The organism is Nostoc sp. FACHB-280 (assembly GCF_014697615.1).
Lineage (GTDB): Bacteria > Cyanobacteriota > Cyanobacteriia > Cyanobacteriales > Nostocaceae > Nostoc_B.
The window spans coordinates 120491-142440 of record NZ_JACJSD010000005.1; the positions used below are offsets into that span (position 1 = coordinate 120491).

Genomic DNA, 21950 nt, shown 5'->3' on the forward strand with positions numbered 1-21950 from the left:
TCTTAAACAACTTCACTAATGCTATAGCTGACTTTTTAATTAAGGAAAAGATGATGATTAAATCTTCTTAATAAAACTTACTAATTAATAAACAGTAACGATTATCTGCTGTTGGTTCATAACTTAATTTATCGGCGATCGCTGACATAATTTTTAAGCCACGACCTCGCTCTCGGTCATTATCTTCAAATTCAGAAACTTGTTGCAATTGCTTTTCTAAATCAAAAGCTTCACCTTGGGATAAGATTCGGATATCTATTTGTTGATGCGATAAGCAAACTTCTATCTCAATCGGAGTTTCTTTAGGGAGATTTTTGTGAGCATGTTCTACAATGTTGGCAAAACCTTCTATTAACAGTGTTTGACATTGCCACCAAATTTCCTGGTCAATATTCGGTGTTTGATGAATTTGCTCAAACCAAGACAAAATCTCAGACGAGGCATTCAAGTCTGTGTTTACTTTTAAACAAATTCTACTATCCACTTTGAGTTTATTAAATGTTTAGCTTATATCATAAGCGGAACTCAATTTATTTAATTTGAGTATTTTCACTATACATTAATAACTTAAATCTCGTTACTTTAAAATTAAGCCAATATCTAATAATCAATTTTATTTAGTCAACTGTAGTTTATGGTCAAAATTCTAGTTATTGATGATGACCCCATTGTTCAGGCAGTACTGAAAAGAACACTCCAGAATCAGGGTTATGAAATTACTGTGGCTAAAAATGGCGCAGAAGGTATTACTCAAGCACGGCTACTTCGCCCAGCTTTGATTATTTGTGATTGGGTGATGTCACATTTAGATGGATTGGAGGTATGTAGACAAATAAAAGCTGATCCAGAATTAGCTACAACTTTTTTTATTTTGCTGACTGCGAAGGGTGCGGCTAGAGGGGAAGAAGAAGATAGAGTCAGAGGGCTAGATGCGGGCGCTGATGAATTTATTTCTAAACCCATTGAGATGAATGAGTTAAAAGCGCGAGTCCGGGCTGGTTTGAGGTTACATCAATTAAATCAAGATTTGCAAAGTCAAAAACAAGCTCTAGAAATCCTCAACCAAACTTTGCAAACTCAAAAGCAAATTATGGAAACAGAATTAGCGGAGGCGGCTGATTATGTGCGATCGCTCTTACCGCCACCACTGACAGGAGTAGTCACCACCGAAACCTTATTTATTCCTTCTGCACAGTTGGGTGGTGATTGCTTCGATTATTACTGGCTGGATGATGATCACCTTGTAATTTATTTATTAGATGTATCAGGACATGGTGTAGGTTCGGCGCTGCTGTCGGTATCGGTGCTGAATATGTTGCGATCGCAATCTTTACCTAACACCAATTTTTGTCAACCTAGTGAAGTTCTCAAAGCACTCAATCATAACTTTCAAATGAGCAACCAAGGTGCTAAATATTTCACTATCTGGTATGGCGTTTATCATCGCATTAAACATCAACTGGTCTATGCTAACGCAGGTCATCCACCAGCCATACTAATATCAGGACAATCTCCGAATAATTTGCAAGTTCAACAACTAACATCTTTAGATTTACCTATAGGTTTCTTACCAGAGGTTGACTTTGTAGAGGCTGTTTTTGAAATTACCCAAAACAGCACTCTTTATATATTTAGCGATGGAGCCTATGAAATTAATCAACCCAATGGTCATCTATTGGGTCTCGATGCTTTTATTGAAATATTAATCAAAGATAACCAACTAAATAATTCTACTCTTCATAATCTATTACTACAAATCATGACTTTAAATATGCAACAATCTCCAGAAGACGATTTATCTTTGCTTAAAGTTTCTTTTGGTAGTGCGACCTAAATTGAATTATTTATTTCTTGAATATTTTGCTAAACAGGCAAAAATCAAAACTAAGATCCCTAATTTAGAGATATTTTTTCAATTTTTAAGAAGTTGTTAAAACTTGGCGTTTACAGTCTTCTTGATCAATGAAAGTTTGGAATACTCTATCAATTTTTGTTAATTCAAATAACATCCTCACTTGGTCACTCACAGAGCAAACAAACAGTTTTGCATTAGCAGTTCTCACCATTTGGGCTGCTGATACTAAAGACCCTAAACCAGAGCTATCAATAAAATGAACTTCTTTCAAATCAATCAACAACATATCTGCTCCATTATCCAGTAGATTGCTAACTTCACGCCGCAGGTCATTACCTGTAATGCCATTTAATATCCCTTGTGGTTGAATTACTTTGATTGGAGAATCCATAAGTTGATTACCTAATTTTTGTGCTAAAGTATACGCTTTTATATTTTGGCATTTGCACTCTGTAACCGCAAGTTATCTAATTAGTATTAGCCTTGAAAAGAAAATTTATATCATTTCTTTAATTATCAAAAGTGAATTTTTGTGAAATCTTTAATGTTTTGGGGTGGTTGCCAAACAGCAGCACGAATTACTCCCCACAAAAGCAGTAGGTTATAAATAGCCCAAGCACTATTAACTAGAGATATCCAAGGATATTTAATCTGACCAATAACAAAAAAGTAAAAACTCCATAGTATACCTAAAATAGTTAATGAAAATATTATTAGTTGTGGCCAGACCATACGCAGATAAATACCTGATTGTCGCTGTTTCGGCGTAACTTGAAAATTAATTTTCTGCCCGATGAACACACTCCAAACAGCTTGAATTAATAGGGGAAATAGTGCGATCGCATATTGTTCTGAACGCCACAACTCACCAGCCGAAATCCCCCAAGCTATTGCTAAAAATGTCAATCGATTGATAATAAAAGTAGGAATAAAATGTATAGCAAAATCATAACCAAAGGTTTGCACAGGAGCAATTTCTGTAAAGAAATAAATAATTGGACAAACAAGAAACACCAAAGTAGCAAAACCCGAAAAATAGCTATACATTGTTTGGAAATATTGTAGACGTTGCCAAAATGTCAGTCCTGCTTTGGCAAAGGGATTTTCTTTTAATAAAACTTGGATAGTGCCTTGCGCCCAACGTAGTCGCTGTTTTAAGGTAGAACTCAAATCATCTGGTGCTAAACCTTCTGCTAAAAGTTCGTGATGATAAATCGATTTCCAACCAGCACCATGTAAGCGCATCGCTGTATTCATATCTTCGGTAATACTATTACTTGATACACCAGCAACTAATTGAAATTCATCTAATTTTGTTTCATCTTTAATAAATTCGTCAGCAAAATATTGTAGCCCTACATTAATGAGTGCTTCTCGGCGAAGAATAGCATTTGTGCCTGTGTAAAACGCCGCATTCATCCCATCTTTTCCCTGTTGTAGTGGCCCATAAAATAAATTAGCTTTATGCCCAAAAGGATCACCAACTGGAATATTATAAAAAGCTTGTGGTGTTTGCACAAACGCAATGCGGTTTTGTTCGTAATTGCCAGTGAGAATATTATATGTATAAAAATATGGTAAAACTCGTTTGAGAAACTGTGGTTTAGGAATATGATCGGCATCTAAAGTGAGAATAAATTCTCCCGCAGTTTCTCCCGAAAAAATCGCATAATTGAGATTACCTGCTTTGGCATGATGAGGTACACCCACAGGCTTAGGACGTGCAATATAATGAAATCTTGCCAGTTGCACTAATTCCAGTTCTTTTTGGTGAATCGCGGTTTCTAAAGCTCGTTTTTCAGTTTTTATTCGTGCAGTCAAACTTTGATGTTCTGGTGTTAACCACAAAATAAACTGTTGTAGACTTTTGAGTAATTCTGCTGCCGATTTTGTCTCATGATTTTGAATTGATGATAATTCTTGTAACCAATCTTCAGCACCTTGAATATTAGATTTAAGGTTCTCTAATTTTTGCAGACGTTCTAATAAGTGAGAGCGTTCAGCGTCAATGCGGTCAGCCTCTTGTTGTAGTAATGGTGATTGTAAGTCTTGAATACATAACCTTTCGGTCATGGTTCGCATTAATGATGAGTTACCATCATCTAATACATAAACATGCAATTTAGTAGCAGGATAATCTATTGCTAATGCTGCCATTGCAGTTTGCTCAACAATTTCTGGCGGCTCATTGTAGCAGGTAATAAATACATCTACTGTTGGCCATTCAGATTTTGCTAAAGGCGGGATCATTTGGTCAAGAGATTTAACTTGCCGCACTAAAGGCCGCCACAAACCAATGACAAACAATACACCACCAAAATAACTATAAATTTCAGCTAATAACAAGGGAATTGACAGCCACAAAGCATCAAAGTTAATGGAATGGGTGATGCGCCATTGTAAATACCAAAAACCGAAAATCAAATTAATTTCAGCTAAGTAGCGAAATAATAATGTGCGTTTTTTAAGTGTTGAGCGACTGTTGCCAAAAAAATTAGTCGAGTTATTCAAAGTTGTAGAAGTCATGGGAATACCAATAATTAAAAAAGATATTCAAAATATTCAATCAGCCTCCAGATTTATCTGTGAAATCTACATTCTAAAATTGTTGGTTTAAATCATTTTGCTGCACTGGAATTTTCACTATGAGATGCCCAGTAATTGCCATTACTATCAGAAATAAATTTAATTTTGGGCTGAGGAATTCTAGGAAGACCACGGCCGGAATCTCCTTGGGCGATCGCTTCCCACCACGGAGAACTTAAGGAAGTATTCGCAGACATTAAGGGTTTGTGATTTGTGAGTGTATACAACAAAGATTGCAAAATCATACTGTTGGTGCTGCTGGTGAAGCCAACGGCGGTTTTACCTGTAGCTTCGTAAAAGCCTTCGTAGAAACCTGTGAGTGGGTTATATAAGTCTGTTGTGCCTTGCAGTAACTTTTGGCTGTATTGATTGTCTGGTAACAAAGCAGCATAAGCAAAAGCCACGGCTGTACTAACCATTCGCCCTTGAGGTACAGTTTGCCCATCATCGCTGACAGCTTCCCAAGGTTTGCCCTGAGCGGTAATGGCGCTGTGGACGGTGTAAGGCTTGCGGTCGATTAAGGTTGTTGCGGCGGTTGTCAGAGTTCCGGTGCGACGGTAACGTTCGGCTTGGGCTTGGAAAATTGGTTCAAAGAGCGATCGCATTTTCGGATCTAAACCAAACTCTAATCCATAAAGAATAAAAGGATTGCTGACGGTATACTGATTGACTTTGGAGTTAGTATCATTACGTTGACGCTGAGTCGGTATTTTCACTCCTTCAACTACAGTTGTTTGATATTCCCCACCCACAGCCGAACCTGGAACATCAAATCCCCACAATTGAAACGCCCGTGCTGCATATTCTTCATACCCTAAACGAGTATCCAGGTTGACGCGAGTCAGAAATCGCCCTTGGGGATTTTTAATCACCGTTGCACTGGAAAGCACCCCATCCCGGACTACCCGCAGATATGACCAATCCAAGACAATTTGATCAACAGCTTTGGTATATTCGGGATGGTAGCTTTTTAAGTTATACAACCCAGCTAACAGTCTGCCAATATCCAAGGCTGACCAACCATTGCCTTCTGTAACTGGATTTCCACCGTAGTCTATGGGTTGGAGCGATCGCGTATCATAACCCCGATTCGGTAATTCCCCTGCGAATAACTGTAATTTTCCTAACGCTGCTAATAAATGGTGGGTGCGCTGGTCAAATTCTTTTGGAGAAATTACATCCAATGAGCGGGCGGCGTGCAGTCCAGCCAGATAATCTCCTAATCCCCAGAGTGTTGCACCTTTAAAATCACTGCGATCGTCAACTAAGCCATTCTTGGGATGATAATTAGCTTGAAAATACCTCCACGCTGCTTCTGCATAACGCCGTTCCACCACTGTCAAAGGTCGAGTTAATTTCAACCGAGATGATGAATCTGGGCTATCAACTGGGGGAATCGGGGTAATTGCCACCTCCTCAACTTGGGGATTCTTCGCTGGTGGTGTGGGTGTCACTTTCACCTCTTCAACTTGGGGATTCTTCGCTGGGGGATTGGGTGTCACTTTCACCTCCCCAACATTAGGAGTATTCCCAGATGTTTGTGGCGGATTTGTGGGTGTAGGAGTCGCCGCAGAAGTGTTGTTACTGGGTGCTTTGGCGGCTGTATTGACAGAACCAGTAATTAAAGAACGATTCCCTCTGGCTTTGTAGTACAAAATCTCTAAAATTAGCCCGTTGGTATTGCCAGTTAAGGCTTTATTTGGCTGTTTTGTTTCTTCATAAATCCCTGCATAATAACCACTCTCATCAGGACTACGCAGATCCTTGACTGCATCAAACAGTTTTTGGGCGTAAGCATTATCAGGGTAGAGATAACGCCAACCAAATGCTGCCTTAGTACTCACACTGCGAAACTGGGGATAAGGTTGGTTGGTATCGGTAATTGTTGCCCAACTCTGCCCGTTAGCATAAACAGTGTTGTAGAGAAAATAAGGTGCTTGGTCAATGTTATCTTCGGTGACGGCTGTTAACTGACCTGTCGCTTCGTAACGTCGCTTTTGTACTTCTAGAACTTTAGCCGCAAAATCGCCTAATTCACCTTGTAAGCCAAATTCAATGCCATCTAAAATATAAGACTCACTAACAATGTAATTATTGGCGTTAGTACTTTGAAAATCGCGGGTGTCCACGGGAATTTGTACACCGTTAATTTCCACTGTTTTATATGGTTCCCAGGCTAAAGCTTTGGGTGCAGAAAAACCCCAGAGTTGATACCCCCGGACTGCATATTCTTCGTAACCTAGTCGCCCTTCTTGAACTAATAATGTTTTGTTATCCGGGAGAACAGTCGCCCCATAAAGTTGTCCATCCTTGAGCGATCGCGCTACTTGCCATTTGGCTACAATACCTTTGAGCCAATCATTATATTGGGGATGACAAGTGCGAATCACATCAAACGCCGCTAAAATCCGACCAATATCTAAAGCAGACCAGCCAATACCCCGTTCAATGGGATTATTACCATAATCAACCATCTGCCCAGTAGCCGTGTTATAGACTTTATTGGGTAAAGCATCTTCAAATAACTTGATATTGCTCAGACCTGTTAAAAACTTATTCAGACGAGAATCAAAATCTGCTTGGTCAGTTAGATTCATCCATCGCGCCGCATTTAACGCCATTAAATAATTCCCCATATCCCACAGGGTTCCTGAAGGATAACCCCCCACAGAATTGGTAAATCCGGTTGCTGGCTGATAATTTTTGACAAAATACTGCCAAGCAGAACGGGCATAAGTTTGTTCTTCAGCTGTCAGGGGTGCAGTAATATTGCTACAGCTATTAGCATTTTGCGATAAAACTGGCGTGGGGATGTAAATTAAAAATTGCAGGAATGTTCCAATTAGGAACAATGCAATCCATCTCCACAATTTTTGTGAAAAGTACTGGCGCATAAGATTTCAAAAAATTTGTAATAGCACGAATTCCAAGTATTAATAATTAGCAATTATTTAAGTAAGTCGGTGTAATCAAACTAAGCGATGTACAGAAAGGTAAATAAGCTTCAAACTCTTTCTCCCCCTGCTCCCTGCTCCCTGTCCCCTGCCTTCTTCCCACAATAATTATTTACGCTGACTTACTGACTTGACTCCTGCCCAAATAATCAAAGGTTGACCAACTTGTTTATAAAGAAAACTTTCTAAAATCACCCCATTATTGTTAGCAGTCAGAGATTTATTTGGTTGACGCAGAGATTCATATAAGCCGTTGTACCAACCTTTTTCTGACTTGAGTTGAGAGAAGACAGTATCAGTTAAAGAACGAGTGTAATCAGTTTTATAAAGTACGTGCCAGCCGATCGCAGCTTTGGCACTGAGAAAACGTAAATTATTATGTTGTGCTTGAGTATCGGTAATTGTCGCCCAAGGTTTACCGTTGACAAACAAGCTGTTGTAAACAAAATACGGTGGACGATCTAAGTTATCTTCTGTTAGGGCGGTTAGTTCTTGTGTGGCTTGATAACGCGCTGCTTGAGCAGCTAAGATTCTATCGGCATAAGCTTTCGGTAAGGATTGAAATCCTGTTTCTATGCCATCAAGAATATAGGGTTCGCTGAGAACATAGTTATTGCCACCGGAATTTTTAGCATCCCGACGATCATAAGGAACGCCTTGACCGTAAAGATTCACAAAAGCAGTATTGGACTGATAATCTAAGGCTTGTTTAACATCCAAACCCCAAAGCTTCAAACCATAAGCAGCATAATTTTCATAACCCAAACGACCTTCTTGGTTATACTGCTCTTTACCTTCAACAACAGATGTGCCGTACATCTGACCATTTTTGGTGAGACGCTTGACTTGCCAATGTTGCCACACAGCTTGTACAGGCGATCGCATTTTGGGATACTTGGCTTCCACAATCTTCAGCCAAATTGCCATTCTTCCCAAATCAATGGCTGACCAACCGATTTCTTCCCGTTTATCTAGTTGACCATAATTCACAGGTATGAGAGTTTGAGCGTTGTAGACTTTGTTTGGCAGTTCACCTTTATATAAAGGTAGTGATGCTAAAGTCTGCAACATCTTGGTCATCTTGGCTTCAAATTCTGCGTTAGTAATAATATTCAGTTCTTTGGCGCTAACCAAAGCTGCGATCGCAGCTGCTTGATCCCAAATCGTGACAGATGCAAAATTATCAACAGAATTAACTAAGCCGGTTTTCTCGTTCCAGTTTTTTTGGAAATATGACCAAGCTAAACGCGCCGCCGCCATATCTGCTGCATCGAGTTTACCTACTCCTGGCGCAATATAAGGTGTTTTGCTTACAAGTTCGCTGGCGGCGATTGGTGTTCCTGGTAAAACGGCAGAGTTAGCATCAAGTTTGGCGATTTTTTGTGCTTGTGTGTCTACCTGATCTGTGGGGTTAGCAGTTTGAGAGGCTGATACTGCTGGTGTTTGGGTCTTTTGGGAAAGACGACCAGACCAAAAATTTAAACCAGCGATCGCAAATACCGCTGTCACCACCCCTCCTACACAACTGAGGATAGACAAACCTTTAGGTGGTGGTTGAAAATCAGAACTCATGTTATCTGCAACCTTATGATATAAATCATTGTTTTGGTTATATTCATAACAAGGTTATTTTTCCCAGCTTCCAGGAATAACTAACACTTGTTAGTTTTGGCTAACAGTTAATTACGGGTCTGAAATCAGCTATTTAACTGGGTTATCAAGTTTATTAACTTATATAAATTTGTCTCACTTCGTGATCAAATACTGTTAATATACATACTTCTATATACTTAGCTATAAAATAAAAATCAGTATAAAAATAATTATGTTTCTCTGTAATCTTCTAAATAAAAATACTGGTTTTTGAAAGTTAAAATTTTACACGTAACTGTCCTGTTAAAGAGTTACTACCATAACCACTTCCTCCCATATTTTGATTGCGAACATTACTAAAGCTATAGTCCAAATCAGCTTCTAGGATGGGTGAGAACTTGACTGTACAGCGACTACCGTAACCATAGGCATTATCAAATTCACTATTCAGCCGTTGCTGTCCTAAAGTGGCGAACAGCCGACAACGCAAAAAATCAGCAATTTCGCCTTCCCAAGCTACTTCAGCGTTGTATACCAAAAAATCTGGTGGAGAAAAATAACCGCTTGTGCTTTCATTGTTGTGACTGTAACTCCAGTTGAACAAGTTAGCCGCCACCGAAAATTGTCCAAACTTGCGTTCTAATCTGCTAAAAGATTGAATTTCAAAATTCCCATCGTTGTAGTTACCCAAGCGCAGTGAAGAAAATAAACTTGTGTATCTATCAATTTGCCAATATAAATCAGGGCCAAACCGCCAAGCCGTAATTTGATTTTCTAAAGTTTGAGCATTAAATTTATAAGGACTGTGGTCTACATTGGCTGATATTGTGACACTCGACAGTAATTTTCCAGAATTAGAAACCTTCGGCGGTACAATTGGAAGTTCAACTTTAGCATTAAAATTGATTGCTGTAGGTAAGCGGTCAAAAAAATCAACTCCGGCTGTAGTGTGTAAAGTTGCTTCCCTAATTTTTCCTTGCCAGCCAAGTTTTACAGGAATATTGGTGACTGACTCGACACCCCGTTGTTCAAACAAATCAAATCCTGTCGTCAAAAATATTTTATTGCCATTAGGCGATCGCCACTGCAAAGTCGGTTCAATAAACAAATTACGTTGACCAAAGTTATCTGCATCATTGCGAAAATTAGTTTGAATACCTTCTAAGACTACAGGCTTAGTTGGTTTCTCAGGCTTTGATGCTGGAGGTGGACTAGGTTTTTCTGGTGGTTTGATGACTGGTGGTTTGGGTAATGGTGGCGGTACTCGCAACCCCGGATTAAAATTTTCTGGTGCAGCAATTAAAATCGGTACTTGATTGAATTGTTCACGAAGTTTAATTTGCTGACTTTCTTGATTTTGAAAAAGCACAGAATCAATTGATGTTGAGTTACTGACTAGTGCTGGTAATGAACTTCTGTTTTGAGCAGCTTGGGAATTTCCACCAAATAAAGCCCAAAAGCTCAATATTAAAACTAATTGCCATTGAATATATTGGTAATTTCCTATCCAGCCTGTGTAAAAACTATCCCGAAATCCCAAAACATAACATTTAAATATATTGCTCATTTGTAATAACGACAATTTAAGACAAAAAAAGTTACAAACCAAATGCTTGAGCAACTCCTAAATTGCTGAGACTTGGCATTATGATGCCCAATAAATTACTGCTTCACGACATTTCACTACACCCTTACATCCCCAAACTTTGAATTGCGCCAGTCCTGTTTGCAATACTTAATGTTCGATTAGCTAACAATTAGATTTTCATGATATTGTGTTGTACAGCACATCTTTTCTGTATCTGGATGTGTAAACTGTATATGCTGACTCAGATTACTACATCAATTTGTGGTATAAGCTCAAGCGCCAAACAGCAGCATTACTAGTTTTGTCAAGCTCAAACAAGAGTAGACATACGAGCTTTGACCCATAAAAATTCACCAATTTATCGTAGCGTCAGATATTTGACTGACGTTACCCAAACAGCCTTTAGCTAGACGCATAGACAAGAAAAAGCAGATGAGCAAAACACGTAAGTTTCGTTTAGGTGCATTTATTCAAGCCACTGGACATCATGTTTCCGCATGGCGGCACCCCGATTCACAAGCAGATGCTGGGTTTAATTTTGAGCATTACAAAGAAATTACCCAGACCGCCCAACGTGGCTTGTTTGATGCAGTTTTTCTGGCAGATAGCCCAGGAGTCTGGGGTGGCTCTCCAGAAACTCAAAAACGTAATGGCAAACTAGTGCATTTCGAGCCAGTCACTTTGTTTTCGGCTTTGTCTGCTGTCACCCAAAACATTGGTTTTATTGCCACCGCTTCAACTACCTACGAAGAACCCTACACCTTGGCACGTAAATTTGCCTCACTAGACTACCTAAGTAATGGTCGGGCAGGCTGGAACGTAGTCACAACAGGTAATGAGAATGCTGCTGCGAATTTTGGTCTTGAGCATCATCCAGAACACAGCCAGCGTTATGAACGGGCAGAAGAGTTTGTTGAAGTCGTCAAAGGATTGTGGGATAGCTGGGACGATGATGCCTTTATTCGTGACCGAGAATCAGGCATCTATTTTGACCCCGACAAACTGCATATACTTAACCACAAAGGCAAACACTTTTCCGTCAGAGGCCCGTTAAATGTCGGTCGTCCGCCGCAAGGTTATCCGGTAATTGTGCAAGCTGGAGCCTCGGAAGCTGGACGGGATTTGGCAGCACGGACAGCTGAAGTCATCTTTACAGCCAATCAAACCTTAGCTGATGCCCAGGAATTTTACGCTGATGTCAAAGGTCGGTTAGCGAAATATGGGCGCTCTCCAGAGGATTTAAAAATCATGCCTGGAGCTTTCCCCATCATTGGCCGCACAGAAGCAGAAGCCCAAGAAAAATATGAATTCCTGCAATCCTTAATTCATCCTGATGTTGCTTGGGGTATTTTAAAGACCTATTACAAAGGCGTTGATTTATCGCAATACTCTTTAGATGATTTGGCTCCTGAACTACCCAGCGACACCAACAATAACAAGAGTCGTCTGAAGCTAGTCAAAGATTTAGCCACTCGTGGGACTCTCACACTCCGTCAGTTGTATCTGGCCTTAGCGACAGCAAGAGGCCATCGCACCATACTTGGTACGCCTGAAACCATTGCTGACCAATTAGAAGAATGGTTCAACAATGGTGCAGCAGATGGCTTTAATATCATGCCGCCAATACTACCTACCGGGTTGGATGACTTTGTTAACTTAGTCGTTCCTGTTCTTCAGAAACGCGGACTATTTCGGACTGAATACGAAGGTCGTACCTTGCGTGAAAATCTCGGTCTGCGTCGTCCAGCCAATGGTTTTGTTGCTAAACAACAGAATGAAAGATTGGTATTGGCATAAATCAAGTCGTGTGCAACTTTATCTCAAACCTAACCCCCAACCCCTTCCCTTGTAGGGAAGGGGAAAAAGATTCAAAGCCTCTCTCCGAGTCGGGGAGAGGTTTGGAGAGGGGTTTCAAAAGTAAGTATCACGTTAAATCAGCTTTGGATATCTGCACAACAAAAGTTTGTCGGAATGGCGTAAATCAATTTTTCACAGATGATGAAGCCACACCTATTAAAGAGCTTTTTCTGTAGATCCCCGCCCTACAGAACATAAAAATTTTGTCATTGGTTAATTGTTGAGCAAAGACGAAGGACAAATGACCAATGACAAAGAATAACCCTACTGCGGATGCTCAGAAAACCTTTGATTTTGGAAGGAAAAAAATATGGTTGAATATAGCAGATTGAAGACTTCTCCCTCTGCCGCAATCAGAGCCACCCTTGATTATCCGGTAATTGATACCGACGTTCATACTAATGATTTCACCCCAGCTTTTGAAGATTACATTGCTAATTACGGTGGGTCGAAACTTGTAGACGAATTACGCAAAGCAGAATCTTCTCGGCTGAACTCGAAGAGCAACGGTAAAGACTGGTATCAACAAACTCCAGAAGAGCGTCAATACAATCGCACAATTCGATCGCCTTGGTGGGCGAGAGTTACTCGCAATACTCTAGACCTTGCTACTTACACTTTGCCTGCATTACTTTACGAACGCCAAGCAGAGCAAGGTTCAGATTATTCGGTATTGTTTCCCAACAATGTGCTTGCACCTGCTGGAGCCAGCCCAGAACATCGCCAAGCACTACAACGGGCGGTTAATCACTACCACGCTGATATCTATCGCAAATATAGCGATCGCCTCACACCTGTCGCTGGTATCCCGATGACTACTCCCAAAGAAGCCATCGAAGAGTTAGAGTTTGCTGTAAAAACACTAGGTTTGAAAGTAGCAAATATTCCTGGTGGTGTGAAACGTCCAATAAAGGCGATCGCAGATAAATATCCCGCCGCTCAATTCCCGGAAATCGGCAGATATGCTTCTTACATTGACTTTTTTGGATTAGATAGCGAATACGACTACGATCCATTCTGGGCTAAGGCTGTGGAATTGGGTGTGCCTATTACTACTCATTATGGTAGCCAAGGTTGGACAGGACGTTCTTCTATTAGTAACTATATGAACAACCACATCGGTCACTTTGCCGATGGTTCTCAAGCATTTGCCAAGGCGTTGTTCTTTGGTGGCGTTACCAGACGTTTCCCTCAGTTGCGTGTCGGTATGCTAGAAGGTGGTGCAGATTGGGGCGCTCACGTTTACATTCATTTAGTAGACCGTTTCTCTAAACGCAATCTCAAAGCACTGCAAAACTACAACCCAGACCTTACCAACGCAGATGAGTTATTTGAGTTGTTTGAGCGTTTTGGCGGTGAAATTACTGAAGGATATTCCCTCAGCAAAGAAGAATTAACTAAGAGTGTCCTTGGTTCTTCCTTTAGCCGTCATAGCCGTGCGCCAATTGGTAGCGAACTTGAAGACTTTGCTGCGGCTGGAATTGAAAACATTGAAGACATCCGCGATCGCTGGGTGAATAGTTTCTTCTTTGGTTCCGAATCTGACGATCGCACCATCGCCGCAGCATTCAACAACAAAGCTAATCCCTTGGGTGTGAAGATTAACGCCATCTATTCTTCCGACGTTGGTCACTGGGATGTCCCCGACCTCACCTCACCATTGTCTGAAAGCTGGGATTTGGTGAAAGAAGGCGTAATTACTGAAGACGACTTCAAAGCTTACGTATTTGGTAATCCTTACAAGTTCTACACCGAAGCTAACCCTGATTTCTTCAAGGGTACAGCAATTGAATCCAAGGTAAATAGCTTTACTTCTCCACAAGTTGATCAAAAACTTGTCGTGGCTTAAATCTTTTGCTGAGAGGTTACGAGATCCCCGACTTCTTAAAGAAGTCGGGGATCTAACCACCAAACATACAAGGAAGGAATTATAACTATGGCTATTGAACGTCGCTCTGGTTTATTGCCTTATCTGTTCTCGGCTGTTGGGGAAGATGCCAACAAACCCGCGCCTTTAGTATTGTTTTTGCATGGCGCACGCGATCGCGGCCATGATTTAGATGTGCTGCTGAAATGGGGCTTACCTCGGTTCGTGAATGAATCAAGCTCTTTACCATACTTCTTTTTAGCGCCCCAACTTCCTGAAGGTCAGACTTGGGTAGAGCGAGAATCAGATGTCATTGCTTTGTTGGATAATTTCATCGCCTCTCGGCCTATCGATCCGTCTCGTGTTATTTTATCAGGATTTAGCTTGGGAACTGCTGGGGCTTGGCATATCGCTGCTTCCCATCCTGGTCGCTTTGCTGGTTTGGTAGCGGTGTCTGGTCGCGTTCCTCAAACTTTAGAATCAAGCCAGTTAGATGCACTCAAGGAAATTCCCATCCAAATATTCCAAGGTGCTAAGGATGAAAAACTATCAATCGACGCTACACAGCAGGTTGTTGATACCTTACGGGGAGTGGGTGGAACAGTAGATTTTACTGTATTACCTGAAGGTGATCACTTTATCGCCGATGAAGTATACACAGACTTGAAATTGCAACAGTGGCTGATTTCACAGAACCTTCACCGTACTGCTGTAGCAATTTAAAAATTTTTTCCCCTATTCAGACGACAGCGCAGATTGTGTACTTGCAGTCGTTTTGATTACGTCCGTATGGTTCATTTTTGTTAAGTTCCAACGATGGTTGAAATTGACAGCTACACAATCTATCACTCACCTAATGCGTATATTGGCATCACATTGTTCAATCGTGCTTTATCTGGGATACCTGTTATAATTCAGCGTCGCCCAATTTGTATTCCTAAAGAACAGGGAATCATGGTTGCAGACCTATTAGGCAGTAAAGAACCACCTGTTAAAGGCTCTTATCATCGGGAAGATTGCATCCGTTGGGCAGAGAAATTTGGGATCGAACTCCATTTAATCACTCGCGAACTCTTTCAAGAGCGTGCCAAAAGATGGATTACATCGCCATTGAATCGGGAAGAACTACCAGCCCGCGCTTATTATGCAGCACTTGGATCTGGGAAAGAATCATTATTAGACCAAGCACTCTTTCGTGCCGCTTGGGTAGATGGCCTAGATGTGAATGAGGAAGAAGTTATTAAACACTGTATATCCTCCTCTGGTTTGGATTGTGAGCATATTTTAAATCGCGCTTTCACGATGGAAATTACTCAAATGTTGACTCATTCAATGAATTTATTTACCAAGGCAGCTTGTCCGGGTGTACCTACTTGGGTAATCGAAGGTGAGCGTTTTTGGGGTAAAGACCGTGTGGATTGGTTGGTAGAAAAGGTGCGCTCAATACTGCCCAGCTAAATTTTACATACCTATATTCCTCTAGAAAATCTATGACATTACCAACAACGAAACTTGGTCAAACTGGCTTGACTGTTTCGCGCCTTGTTCTAGGTACAATGACCTTTGGCTTGCAGACGGATGAAGAAACTTCGATAAAAATCCTCGATACAGCCGCCGAGGCGGGAATCAATTTTTTAGATACAGCCGATGTTTATCCTTTGGGTGGTGGTTTAACTACGGCTGGGCGTACCGAAGAAATTATTGGACGCTGGTTAAAAGGTAAGCGCGAACATTTTATTTTGGCTACCAAGGCTGTTGGCAAGGTTGGCCCTGCGCCTTGGGATCAAGGAGCTTCACGCAAACATATTTTAGATGCGATCGATGCTTCCTTAAGACGACTGGGAACTGATTATGTTGACTTATATCAACTGCATTCTGATGATGCTTCCACTCCCCTTGATGAAACACTAGAAGCATTAGATACAGTCGTGCGGTCTGGGAAAGTGCGTTATATCGGTGTTTCTAACTACTTAGCTTACCGACTCGCCCGTGCTTTGGGTCGGGCTGATGTGCGGAATTTGACTCGCTTCGTTTCGATTCAGCCGCGCTACAATCTGTTATTTCGGGAGATTGAGCGGGAATTATTGCCTCTGGCGAAGGAAGAAGGACTTGGTGTCATTCCTTACAATCCTTTGGCGGGTGGTTTGTTAACAGGTAAACATAATTTTAATCAAGGCCCCACTGCTGGAACTCGTTTTACCTTGGGTACTGCGGCTGAACGTTATCAAGAGCGTTACTGGCGCGATCGCGAGTTCAATACTGTGGAAGAATTACGCACAGTGGCGGATCATGCTGGTTTATCTCTGACAACTTTAGCCTTAGCGTGGGTTTTGGCGAATCCGATTATTACTGCTCCCATTATTGGCGCGAGTCGTCCAGAACAACTCAGTGACAGTCTCAAAGCTTTGGAAGTCACACTTGATGAAAATTTGAAACAAAAACTCGACGATATCACCGCCGAATACCGTAGAGGAGATTCGCTGCGTTAGATAGGCAAGTTAAAAGGCAAAGGGCAAAAGGTAAAAATAAAAGCAGAATTATGGTTAACCGCCGTCGTTTTCTCAATGTTGCCACATCGGGTATATGTGGTTTTTCTATGGCATATATGTTGGGAAGTTGTAGCCAACAAACCCAACAGCAAGTAATCAAAACTGCCAATTTAGAAATTAAAACTAAAGTCCTCCGTATGGGTTATCAGAGTGCGGGGGATTTGGTACGAAATCGCCAAGTTTTAGAAAAACGCCTAGAACCATTGGGAATTAAGGTGGAATGGGCGCAATTTGTCCAAGGGCCACAACTAATGGAAGGAATGGCCGCAGGTAAAGTTGATGTGGGTTCTGTGGGAGAAACACCGCCAATTTTTGCACAAGTCGCTGGTTCTAAACTGGTTTATGTCGTTGGTACACAAAGAACGCCAACAACAGGAACAAGTAGTGTGATTGCTGTACCACCGGAGTCTTCTTTAACGAAATTTGAAGAAATTAAGGGACAGGAAGTATATTTTCAAAAAGGTTCAGCATCCCACTATTTTATTTTGAGAGCTTTACAATCTATTGGTTTGACTATCAAAGATATAAAAATCAGAAGTATACCGACTATCGAAGCGCGGGCGGCTTTTTTAGAAGGGAGAATTCCGGTGTGGATGACTGGTGATCCCCATTATGCGATCGCCCAAAAACTCAACCGGATTCGTGTCCTCAGAGATTCTGTAGGATTAGATTCTCCTGGTAGTTACTATATTGCAGATCGCAAATTTGCGGAAGAAAATCCTGGCTTACTCAAAATTATCATTGAGGAACTTCATGGTCTTGATCAATGGGCAGATAAAAATCGAGATGAAGTCAAAAAATTGATAATTACAGAACAAAAACTAGCGCCAGATGTAGCCGATTTAGTAATGTCTCGCCGCACTTTCGCCGGACGCAGAGGTCTAAGTCCAGCATTGATAGCAGAACAACAACGTGTAGCAGATTTATTTTTTGAATCAGGTGTCATACCCAAGAAAATCAACATTCAAGAAGCGTTACTTCCGCCTGAGTTATATGCTGCAATCACACCATCAGAAATTATGGTTTAGTTTCTTGCGCCAGTTATTTTGTAGATAGTTATGGCCTTCTTTCAGCAATTGGACGGCGGATTGAGTCGTCCATTTTTATTCCGTCCATCTGTTTAAACAATGCTACGATATCGACTTTACATGACGAAAAAGATTAGAAAATCCAAATCTTTTCAACGTGCTGCGACTGCGCCAAATTTACCTGATACACCCTTCAGATTTATTTGCTATTTTGTTAACCAGTTTCGCTGGTGGTATTTAGTCATGGTGGTTTTGGAAATAATGCACTCAACTTGTGGCATTATGTTACCTTATGCCATTGGCGAAATTATCCGCAGTGTGACGCGATCGCCTAACAACAGTCAGCAAATTTTTGATGTTATTCGTCAACCTCTGATACTGTTTACCGCGTTGAGTGTGGGTGAAGTGATCTTTGGACGCGCGGCTGGACTTTTACAAACGATTCTGCATCCCATCCACCGCCAGCACATCGTCAGATCCTTATATGCTTATTTGCAACATCATTCCCATCGTTACTTAAGCAGTAGTTTTGCTGGGGCTTTAGCACATCGCATCGGGGAAACTTCTCTGGGTGTTACCCAAACGATGCAAATGTTAATTACAGAATTTATGTCTGTGATTGTCGGGTATATTGTTGCCACAATCTTACTGTATCGCGCCTATCCTCCCTTGGCGGCATTTGTCGGGATATGGGCAGTTCTGTTTATTACTATTTCCTTTTGGTTAGCGACTCGCTGTCGAATTTATTCTCGCAAAGCCGCAGCCGCTCGCAGTGAAACTACAGGCATTATTGTAGATGCAGTCACAAATCTCAGTAGTAGTCGGCTGTTTGCACGACTGGGTTTTGAACGACGCTATTTAAATGAGCAATTAAAGGGCGAACTCAAACAGGTAAGAAAGTCTAACTGGTATTCTGAGCGAATTCGCTGGTTTCAGTTTATTTCAGCAGCGATTTTAAAAATTGGCACGTTGTATTATTCTCTCACCCTCTGGAGTCAAGGTGCGATCGCGGCGGCTGACTTTGTTGTTGCTACTAGTTTGTCGCTGTTAATCATCAGTGAAGCACGTAATTTAAGCCGTCGCTTTCTGGAATTTTTTGAACATATCGGTAACATTGCCAATGGTGTGATGACAATTGTGCAACCCCATGAGTTAATTGATCGAGAACAAGCGATCGCTCATCCCATTACCCAAGGTAAAATTGAGTTTAGCCAAGTTAGTTTCAGCTATACAGAAGATAAGAAAGTATTTGATAATCTTTCCATCACCATCCAACCAGGTGAACGTGTCGGCTTAGTAGGTTTTTCTGGTTCTGGTAAATCTACCTTCGTGAATTTGATTTTGCGTTTATTCGATCCCCAGTCAGGACAAATTCTCATTGATGGGGTTGATATCCGAGATATGACGCAGGATGCTTTACACGCGCAAATCAGCTTAATTCCCCAAGATCCATCGCTGTTCCACCGCACATTGATAGAAAATATTCGTTATGGGCGATTGGATGCCAGTGATGAGGAAGTAGTTGAGGCTGCACGTAAAGCTTACGCCCACGATTTTATTAGCCAAATCAAGGAAGGCTACAATTCTTTGGTGGGTGAACGGGGTGTAAAATTATCTGGAGGACAAAGACAACGAATTGCGATCGCACGAGTCATCCTCAAAGATGCACCAATCCTGATTTTAGATGAAGCCACTTCCAGCCTCGATTCCATCACCGAAAAAGCCATTCAAGATACTCTAGACTTAGCAATGAATGGCAAAACCGTCATAGTAGTTGCTCATCGGTTATCTACAATTGCCCACCTTGATCGCATTTTAGTATTTGACCACGGTCGAATTGTCGAAGATGGTAGCCACGCCAAACTTTTAGCACGCGGCGGTGCTTACCACAAGTTATGGAAAATGCAAGCTGGTGGATTTCTCCCTGTAGAAGCGAACAACAAGAACGCATCAGATTTGCAAATTAAATCTTTGTGATTGAAAAGAAATAAAAGTGTCAGTCAAAGTGGTAGAGACGTTTCACACAACGTTTCTACTTGAGATGGGAGTATGAATACTATTTCTAATCTACCTTGTCCCCCTTGTCCCCCTTGTCTACCTTGCCTCCCCTCTCTCCCTTGTCCAGCCAATATCCCCTGAATCCAGCGAAAAAACCTGCTAATCTTACATCAAGATTAGCAGGATTAGGGATTTTATCAATCGGAGCGGCGGGATTCGAACCCACGACCTCCACTACCCCAAAGTGGCGCGCTACCAAGCTGCGCTACGCCCCGGTCAGAATTATTATTATATCGCAATGCTTCAGGAGAATCAAGGGTAAAGTTTAAAAAACTTGCAACATCCCAGCAGCTTGCAACAGACCAGGTATAGCAGAGGCATTCCATTTACCTTCTGCACAGCGTCCGGTGTTGAGGATGAAGCGCAGACTGTATTCATGGGGATAACCTTCTACTTCCATCCATAATAAATCGCTTTCGGCCTCACAAGCAATTTTTTCTTCATCCATTAATTCTGCTGCGAGTTGTTTCATGGTGTCTGCTAACTGCGCTAACAAACGGCAAAATTCATTTAACTCCGCTTCTGTTAACTCAATAGCCCAATCATCTGTACCCACTAAACCTTTAAACTCAGGTGCATTAGGATTCCAACCAATACGCCAACCTACACCGCTTTTAATGAGACGTTCCATCTGTAAATTGTAGATTTTAGATTTGAGATTTTCGATTGTATCTTTTTTTGTCTTGGATAAGATTTGAGGGGCGATCGCTCTCCCTCTACTGGAATTAAAACCGTATATAATAAGACTATTATTTGAAATTTACTACTTATATGAAATTAATTAAGCAGATTTTAGCAGTATGTTTTTTATTATTTGGTATTCCATTTTCGACTTTAGCAATTCTCGATATTCTCAATCCTAAAACTCCATCTCAAAGTAAAAATGGTGCCGTCGCAGCTTTAGTTGTTCTGACTATTCCATCAACACTTCTAGGAAGTTATTTGAGTTGGTCTTTAGTGCAGCAAAAGAAGAAAGAACAAGCATTATTAGTTGCATCAGAGCAGAAGCAGCTTAATTTAGTTTTTTTAGAAATACTTGAGCAAAATTCTGGCAGAATCACGTTATTACAACTTGCGAAAAAGGGTGAAATATCAATCCCAAAAGCTAAACAATATTTAGATGAGAAATCAAAGGAACTCAACGCTTCTTTTGAAGTTGATGAAGAAGGAAATATTTCGTACCGATTTTTTGTGTAATCCCGCTTCTTGATGAAAAATTAAGTTATCTGTTGTTGTAAGTAGAGACGTTGTATACAACATCTCTACCAGTATTCCAGTAAATCGGTGGAAAAAATAAAACTATGTTTAAGAGAGGTTAATGAAACTAAAACCCTCTTCCCTTCTGCCTTTTCATATCACTTTAAGAGTTCAGCCCCACCTGTTTGGGGTTTTTGGGGAGTTGTGGAAGTGCTAGGGCGAGATTCGTTGGTAGTGTTCTGCCCGTTGGGGTTAAAAATATCAACTAATGTTTGGACTAAAGCATCTCTTTGACGACGACTCAAGCGAGAAATGGCAGCGCGATCGCCTTCTATGGGATTCTCGCGTAATATATCACTACCTGGATAAGTAGTGTCATACATAACTTCATTGGCTCCCAGGTAATCAGCCATTGTTAGCTTCCAGTCAAAACGATAAATTGGCGATCGCTCTTTGACGTAAACGTGATAACGTATTAGGCGATTAGCTAAAGTATTATTTTCCGCCTTTTTGCCAGTTTCCTTGCTGATGTACTGGTTTTCTTTCGGTAAGTCTGGTAATTGCTGATATACTAACTGCCAAACCTCAGAAGGACTAATTCTTTGAGCTAGGGCAGACTGAATTCCTATAAAACTAGACTGGTATAGTTGACTTGTGCCTAAACCTACAACAAGCCCACTCACAACCAACACCATAATTAATGCAGAATTAAACTTCACAACCATCAGTGGGATAATTGAGCAACGCAGAATTCTTCTTCTTGTACCATCAGCTATAAGTGCATTAAAACCCGCGCAGGCAGTCACTGAGCTTGCCGA

Annotated in this window: 17 protein-coding genes and 1 tRNA gene; 9 read left to right on the top strand and 9 right to left on the bottom strand. The window is 41.1% G+C overall.

What is annotated here, in order from left to right; all coding sequences use genetic code 11:
* Nucleotides 1-67: 67 nt before the first annotated feature.
* Nucleotides 68-484 carry an ATP-binding protein gene (locus H6G75_RS05465; protein ID WP_190978951.1) on the bottom strand — a complete coding sequence of 139 codons (417 nt, stop codon included), beginning with the start codon at nt 482-484 and terminating at the stop codon, nt 68-70.
* A 150-nt stretch (nt 485-634) separates the two neighbouring features.
* Between H6G75_RS05465 and H6G75_RS05470 the strand changes: the two genes are divergently transcribed.
* A complete protein-coding gene (locus H6G75_RS05470; protein WP_190978952.1) occupies nt 635-1834 on the top strand; it encodes a SpoIIE family protein phosphatase in 1200 nt (399 codons plus the stop codon).
* Nucleotides 1835-1919: 85 nt separating this feature from the next.
* Here the strand turns inward: H6G75_RS05470 and H6G75_RS05475 are convergent, their stop codons facing one another.
* The 5 genes from H6G75_RS05475 to H6G75_RS05495 form a co-directional block, all read right to left on the bottom strand.
* Nucleotides 1920-2246: an STAS domain-containing protein gene (locus tag H6G75_RS05475; RefSeq protein WP_190978953.1), complete on the bottom strand. Its 327-nt coding sequence runs from the start codon at nt 2244-2246 to the stop codon at nt 1920-1922.
* Between the two features lie 125 nt (nt 2247-2371).
* A complete protein-coding gene (locus H6G75_RS05480; protein WP_190978954.1) occupies nt 2372-4381 on the bottom strand; it encodes a glycosyltransferase family 2 protein in 2010 nt (669 codons plus the stop codon).
* Between the two features lie 92 nt (nt 4382-4473).
* Nucleotides 4474-7335 carry a DUF3131 domain-containing protein gene (locus H6G75_RS05485; RefSeq protein ID WP_190978955.1) on the bottom strand — a complete coding sequence of 954 codons (2862 nt, stop codon included), beginning with the start codon at nt 7333-7335 and terminating at the stop codon, nt 4474-4476.
* 168 nt (nt 7336-7503) lie between these two features.
* Nucleotides 7504-8967, bottom strand: coding sequence for a DUF3131 domain-containing protein (locus tag H6G75_RS05490; RefSeq protein ID WP_190978956.1), 1464 nt, complete (start codon nt 8965-8967; stop codon nt 7504-7506).
* A gap of 298 nt (nt 8968-9265) precedes the next feature.
* Nucleotides 9266-10555, bottom strand: a complete 1290-nt coding sequence (locus H6G75_RS05495) for a hypothetical protein (protein ID WP_190978957.1) — start codon at nt 10553-10555, stop codon at nt 9266-9268.
* 453 nt (nt 10556-11008) lie between these two features.
* Between H6G75_RS05495 and H6G75_RS05500 the strand changes: the two genes are divergently transcribed.
* The 7 genes from H6G75_RS05500 (at nt 11009) to H6G75_RS05530 (ending at nt 19854) form a co-directional block, all read left to right on the top strand.
* Nucleotides 11009-12373, top strand: a complete 1365-nt coding sequence (locus tag H6G75_RS05500) for an LLM class flavin-dependent oxidoreductase (protein WP_190978958.1) — start codon at nt 11009-11011, stop codon at nt 12371-12373.
* Nucleotides 12374-12743: 370 nt separating this feature from the next.
* Nucleotides 12744-14282, top strand: coding sequence for an amidohydrolase family protein (locus H6G75_RS05505; protein ID WP_190978959.1), 1539 nt, complete (start codon nt 12744-12746; stop codon nt 14280-14282).
* A gap of 87 nt (nt 14283-14369) precedes the next feature.
* Nucleotides 14370-15023 (top strand): dienelactone hydrolase family protein, encoded by a 654-nt coding sequence (locus tag H6G75_RS05510; protein ID WP_190978960.1) that lies wholly within the window; start codon nt 14370-14372, stop codon nt 15021-15023.
* A gap of 93 nt (nt 15024-15116) precedes the next feature.
* Nucleotides 15117-15758: a DsbA family protein gene (locus H6G75_RS05515; RefSeq protein WP_190978961.1), complete on the top strand. Its 642-nt coding sequence runs from the start codon at nt 15117-15119 to the stop codon at nt 15756-15758.
* Between the two features lie 32 nt (nt 15759-15790).
* Nucleotides 15791-16789, top strand: a complete 999-nt coding sequence (locus H6G75_RS05520; protein ID WP_190978962.1) for an aldo/keto reductase — start codon at nt 15791-15793, stop codon at nt 16787-16789.
* A 50-nt stretch (nt 16790-16839) separates the two neighbouring features.
* Nucleotides 16840-17877 carry an ABC transporter substrate-binding protein gene (locus tag H6G75_RS05525; RefSeq protein ID WP_190978963.1) on the top strand — a complete coding sequence of 346 codons (1038 nt, stop codon included), beginning with the start codon at nt 16840-16842 and terminating at the stop codon, nt 17875-17877.
* 120 nt (nt 17878-17997) lie between these two features.
* Entirely contained in the window at nt 17998-19854 is a 1857-nt protein-coding gene (locus H6G75_RS05530; RefSeq protein ID WP_190979036.1) for an ABC transporter ATP-binding protein, read from the top strand.
* Nucleotides 19855-20076: 222 nt separating this feature from the next.
* On the opposite strand, the gene H6G75_RS05535 is transcribed toward H6G75_RS05530, so the two are convergent.
* Together H6G75_RS05535 and H6G75_RS05540 are read right to left on the bottom strand one after the other, a co-directional pair.
* Nucleotides 20077-20150, bottom strand: a tRNA-Pro gene (locus H6G75_RS05535).
* Nucleotides 20151-20200: 50 nt separating this feature from the next.
* Entirely contained in the window at nt 20201-20566 is a 366-nt protein-coding gene (locus H6G75_RS05540; protein WP_190978964.1) for a DUF1818 family protein, read from the bottom strand.
* A 140-nt stretch (nt 20567-20706) separates the two neighbouring features.
* Between H6G75_RS05540 and H6G75_RS05545 the strand changes: the two genes are divergently transcribed.
* Nucleotides 20707-21132, top strand: a complete 426-nt coding sequence (locus H6G75_RS05545) for a hypothetical protein (protein WP_190978965.1) — start codon at nt 20707-20709, stop codon at nt 21130-21132.
* A gap of 158 nt (nt 21133-21290) precedes the next feature.
* Here the strand turns inward: H6G75_RS05545 and H6G75_RS05550 are convergent, their stop codons facing one another.
* Nucleotides 21291-21857 carry a hypothetical protein gene (locus H6G75_RS05550; protein WP_190979037.1) on the bottom strand — a complete coding sequence of 189 codons (567 nt, stop codon included), beginning with the start codon at nt 21855-21857 and terminating at the stop codon, nt 21291-21293.
* Nucleotides 21858-21950 lie beyond the last annotated feature (93 nt).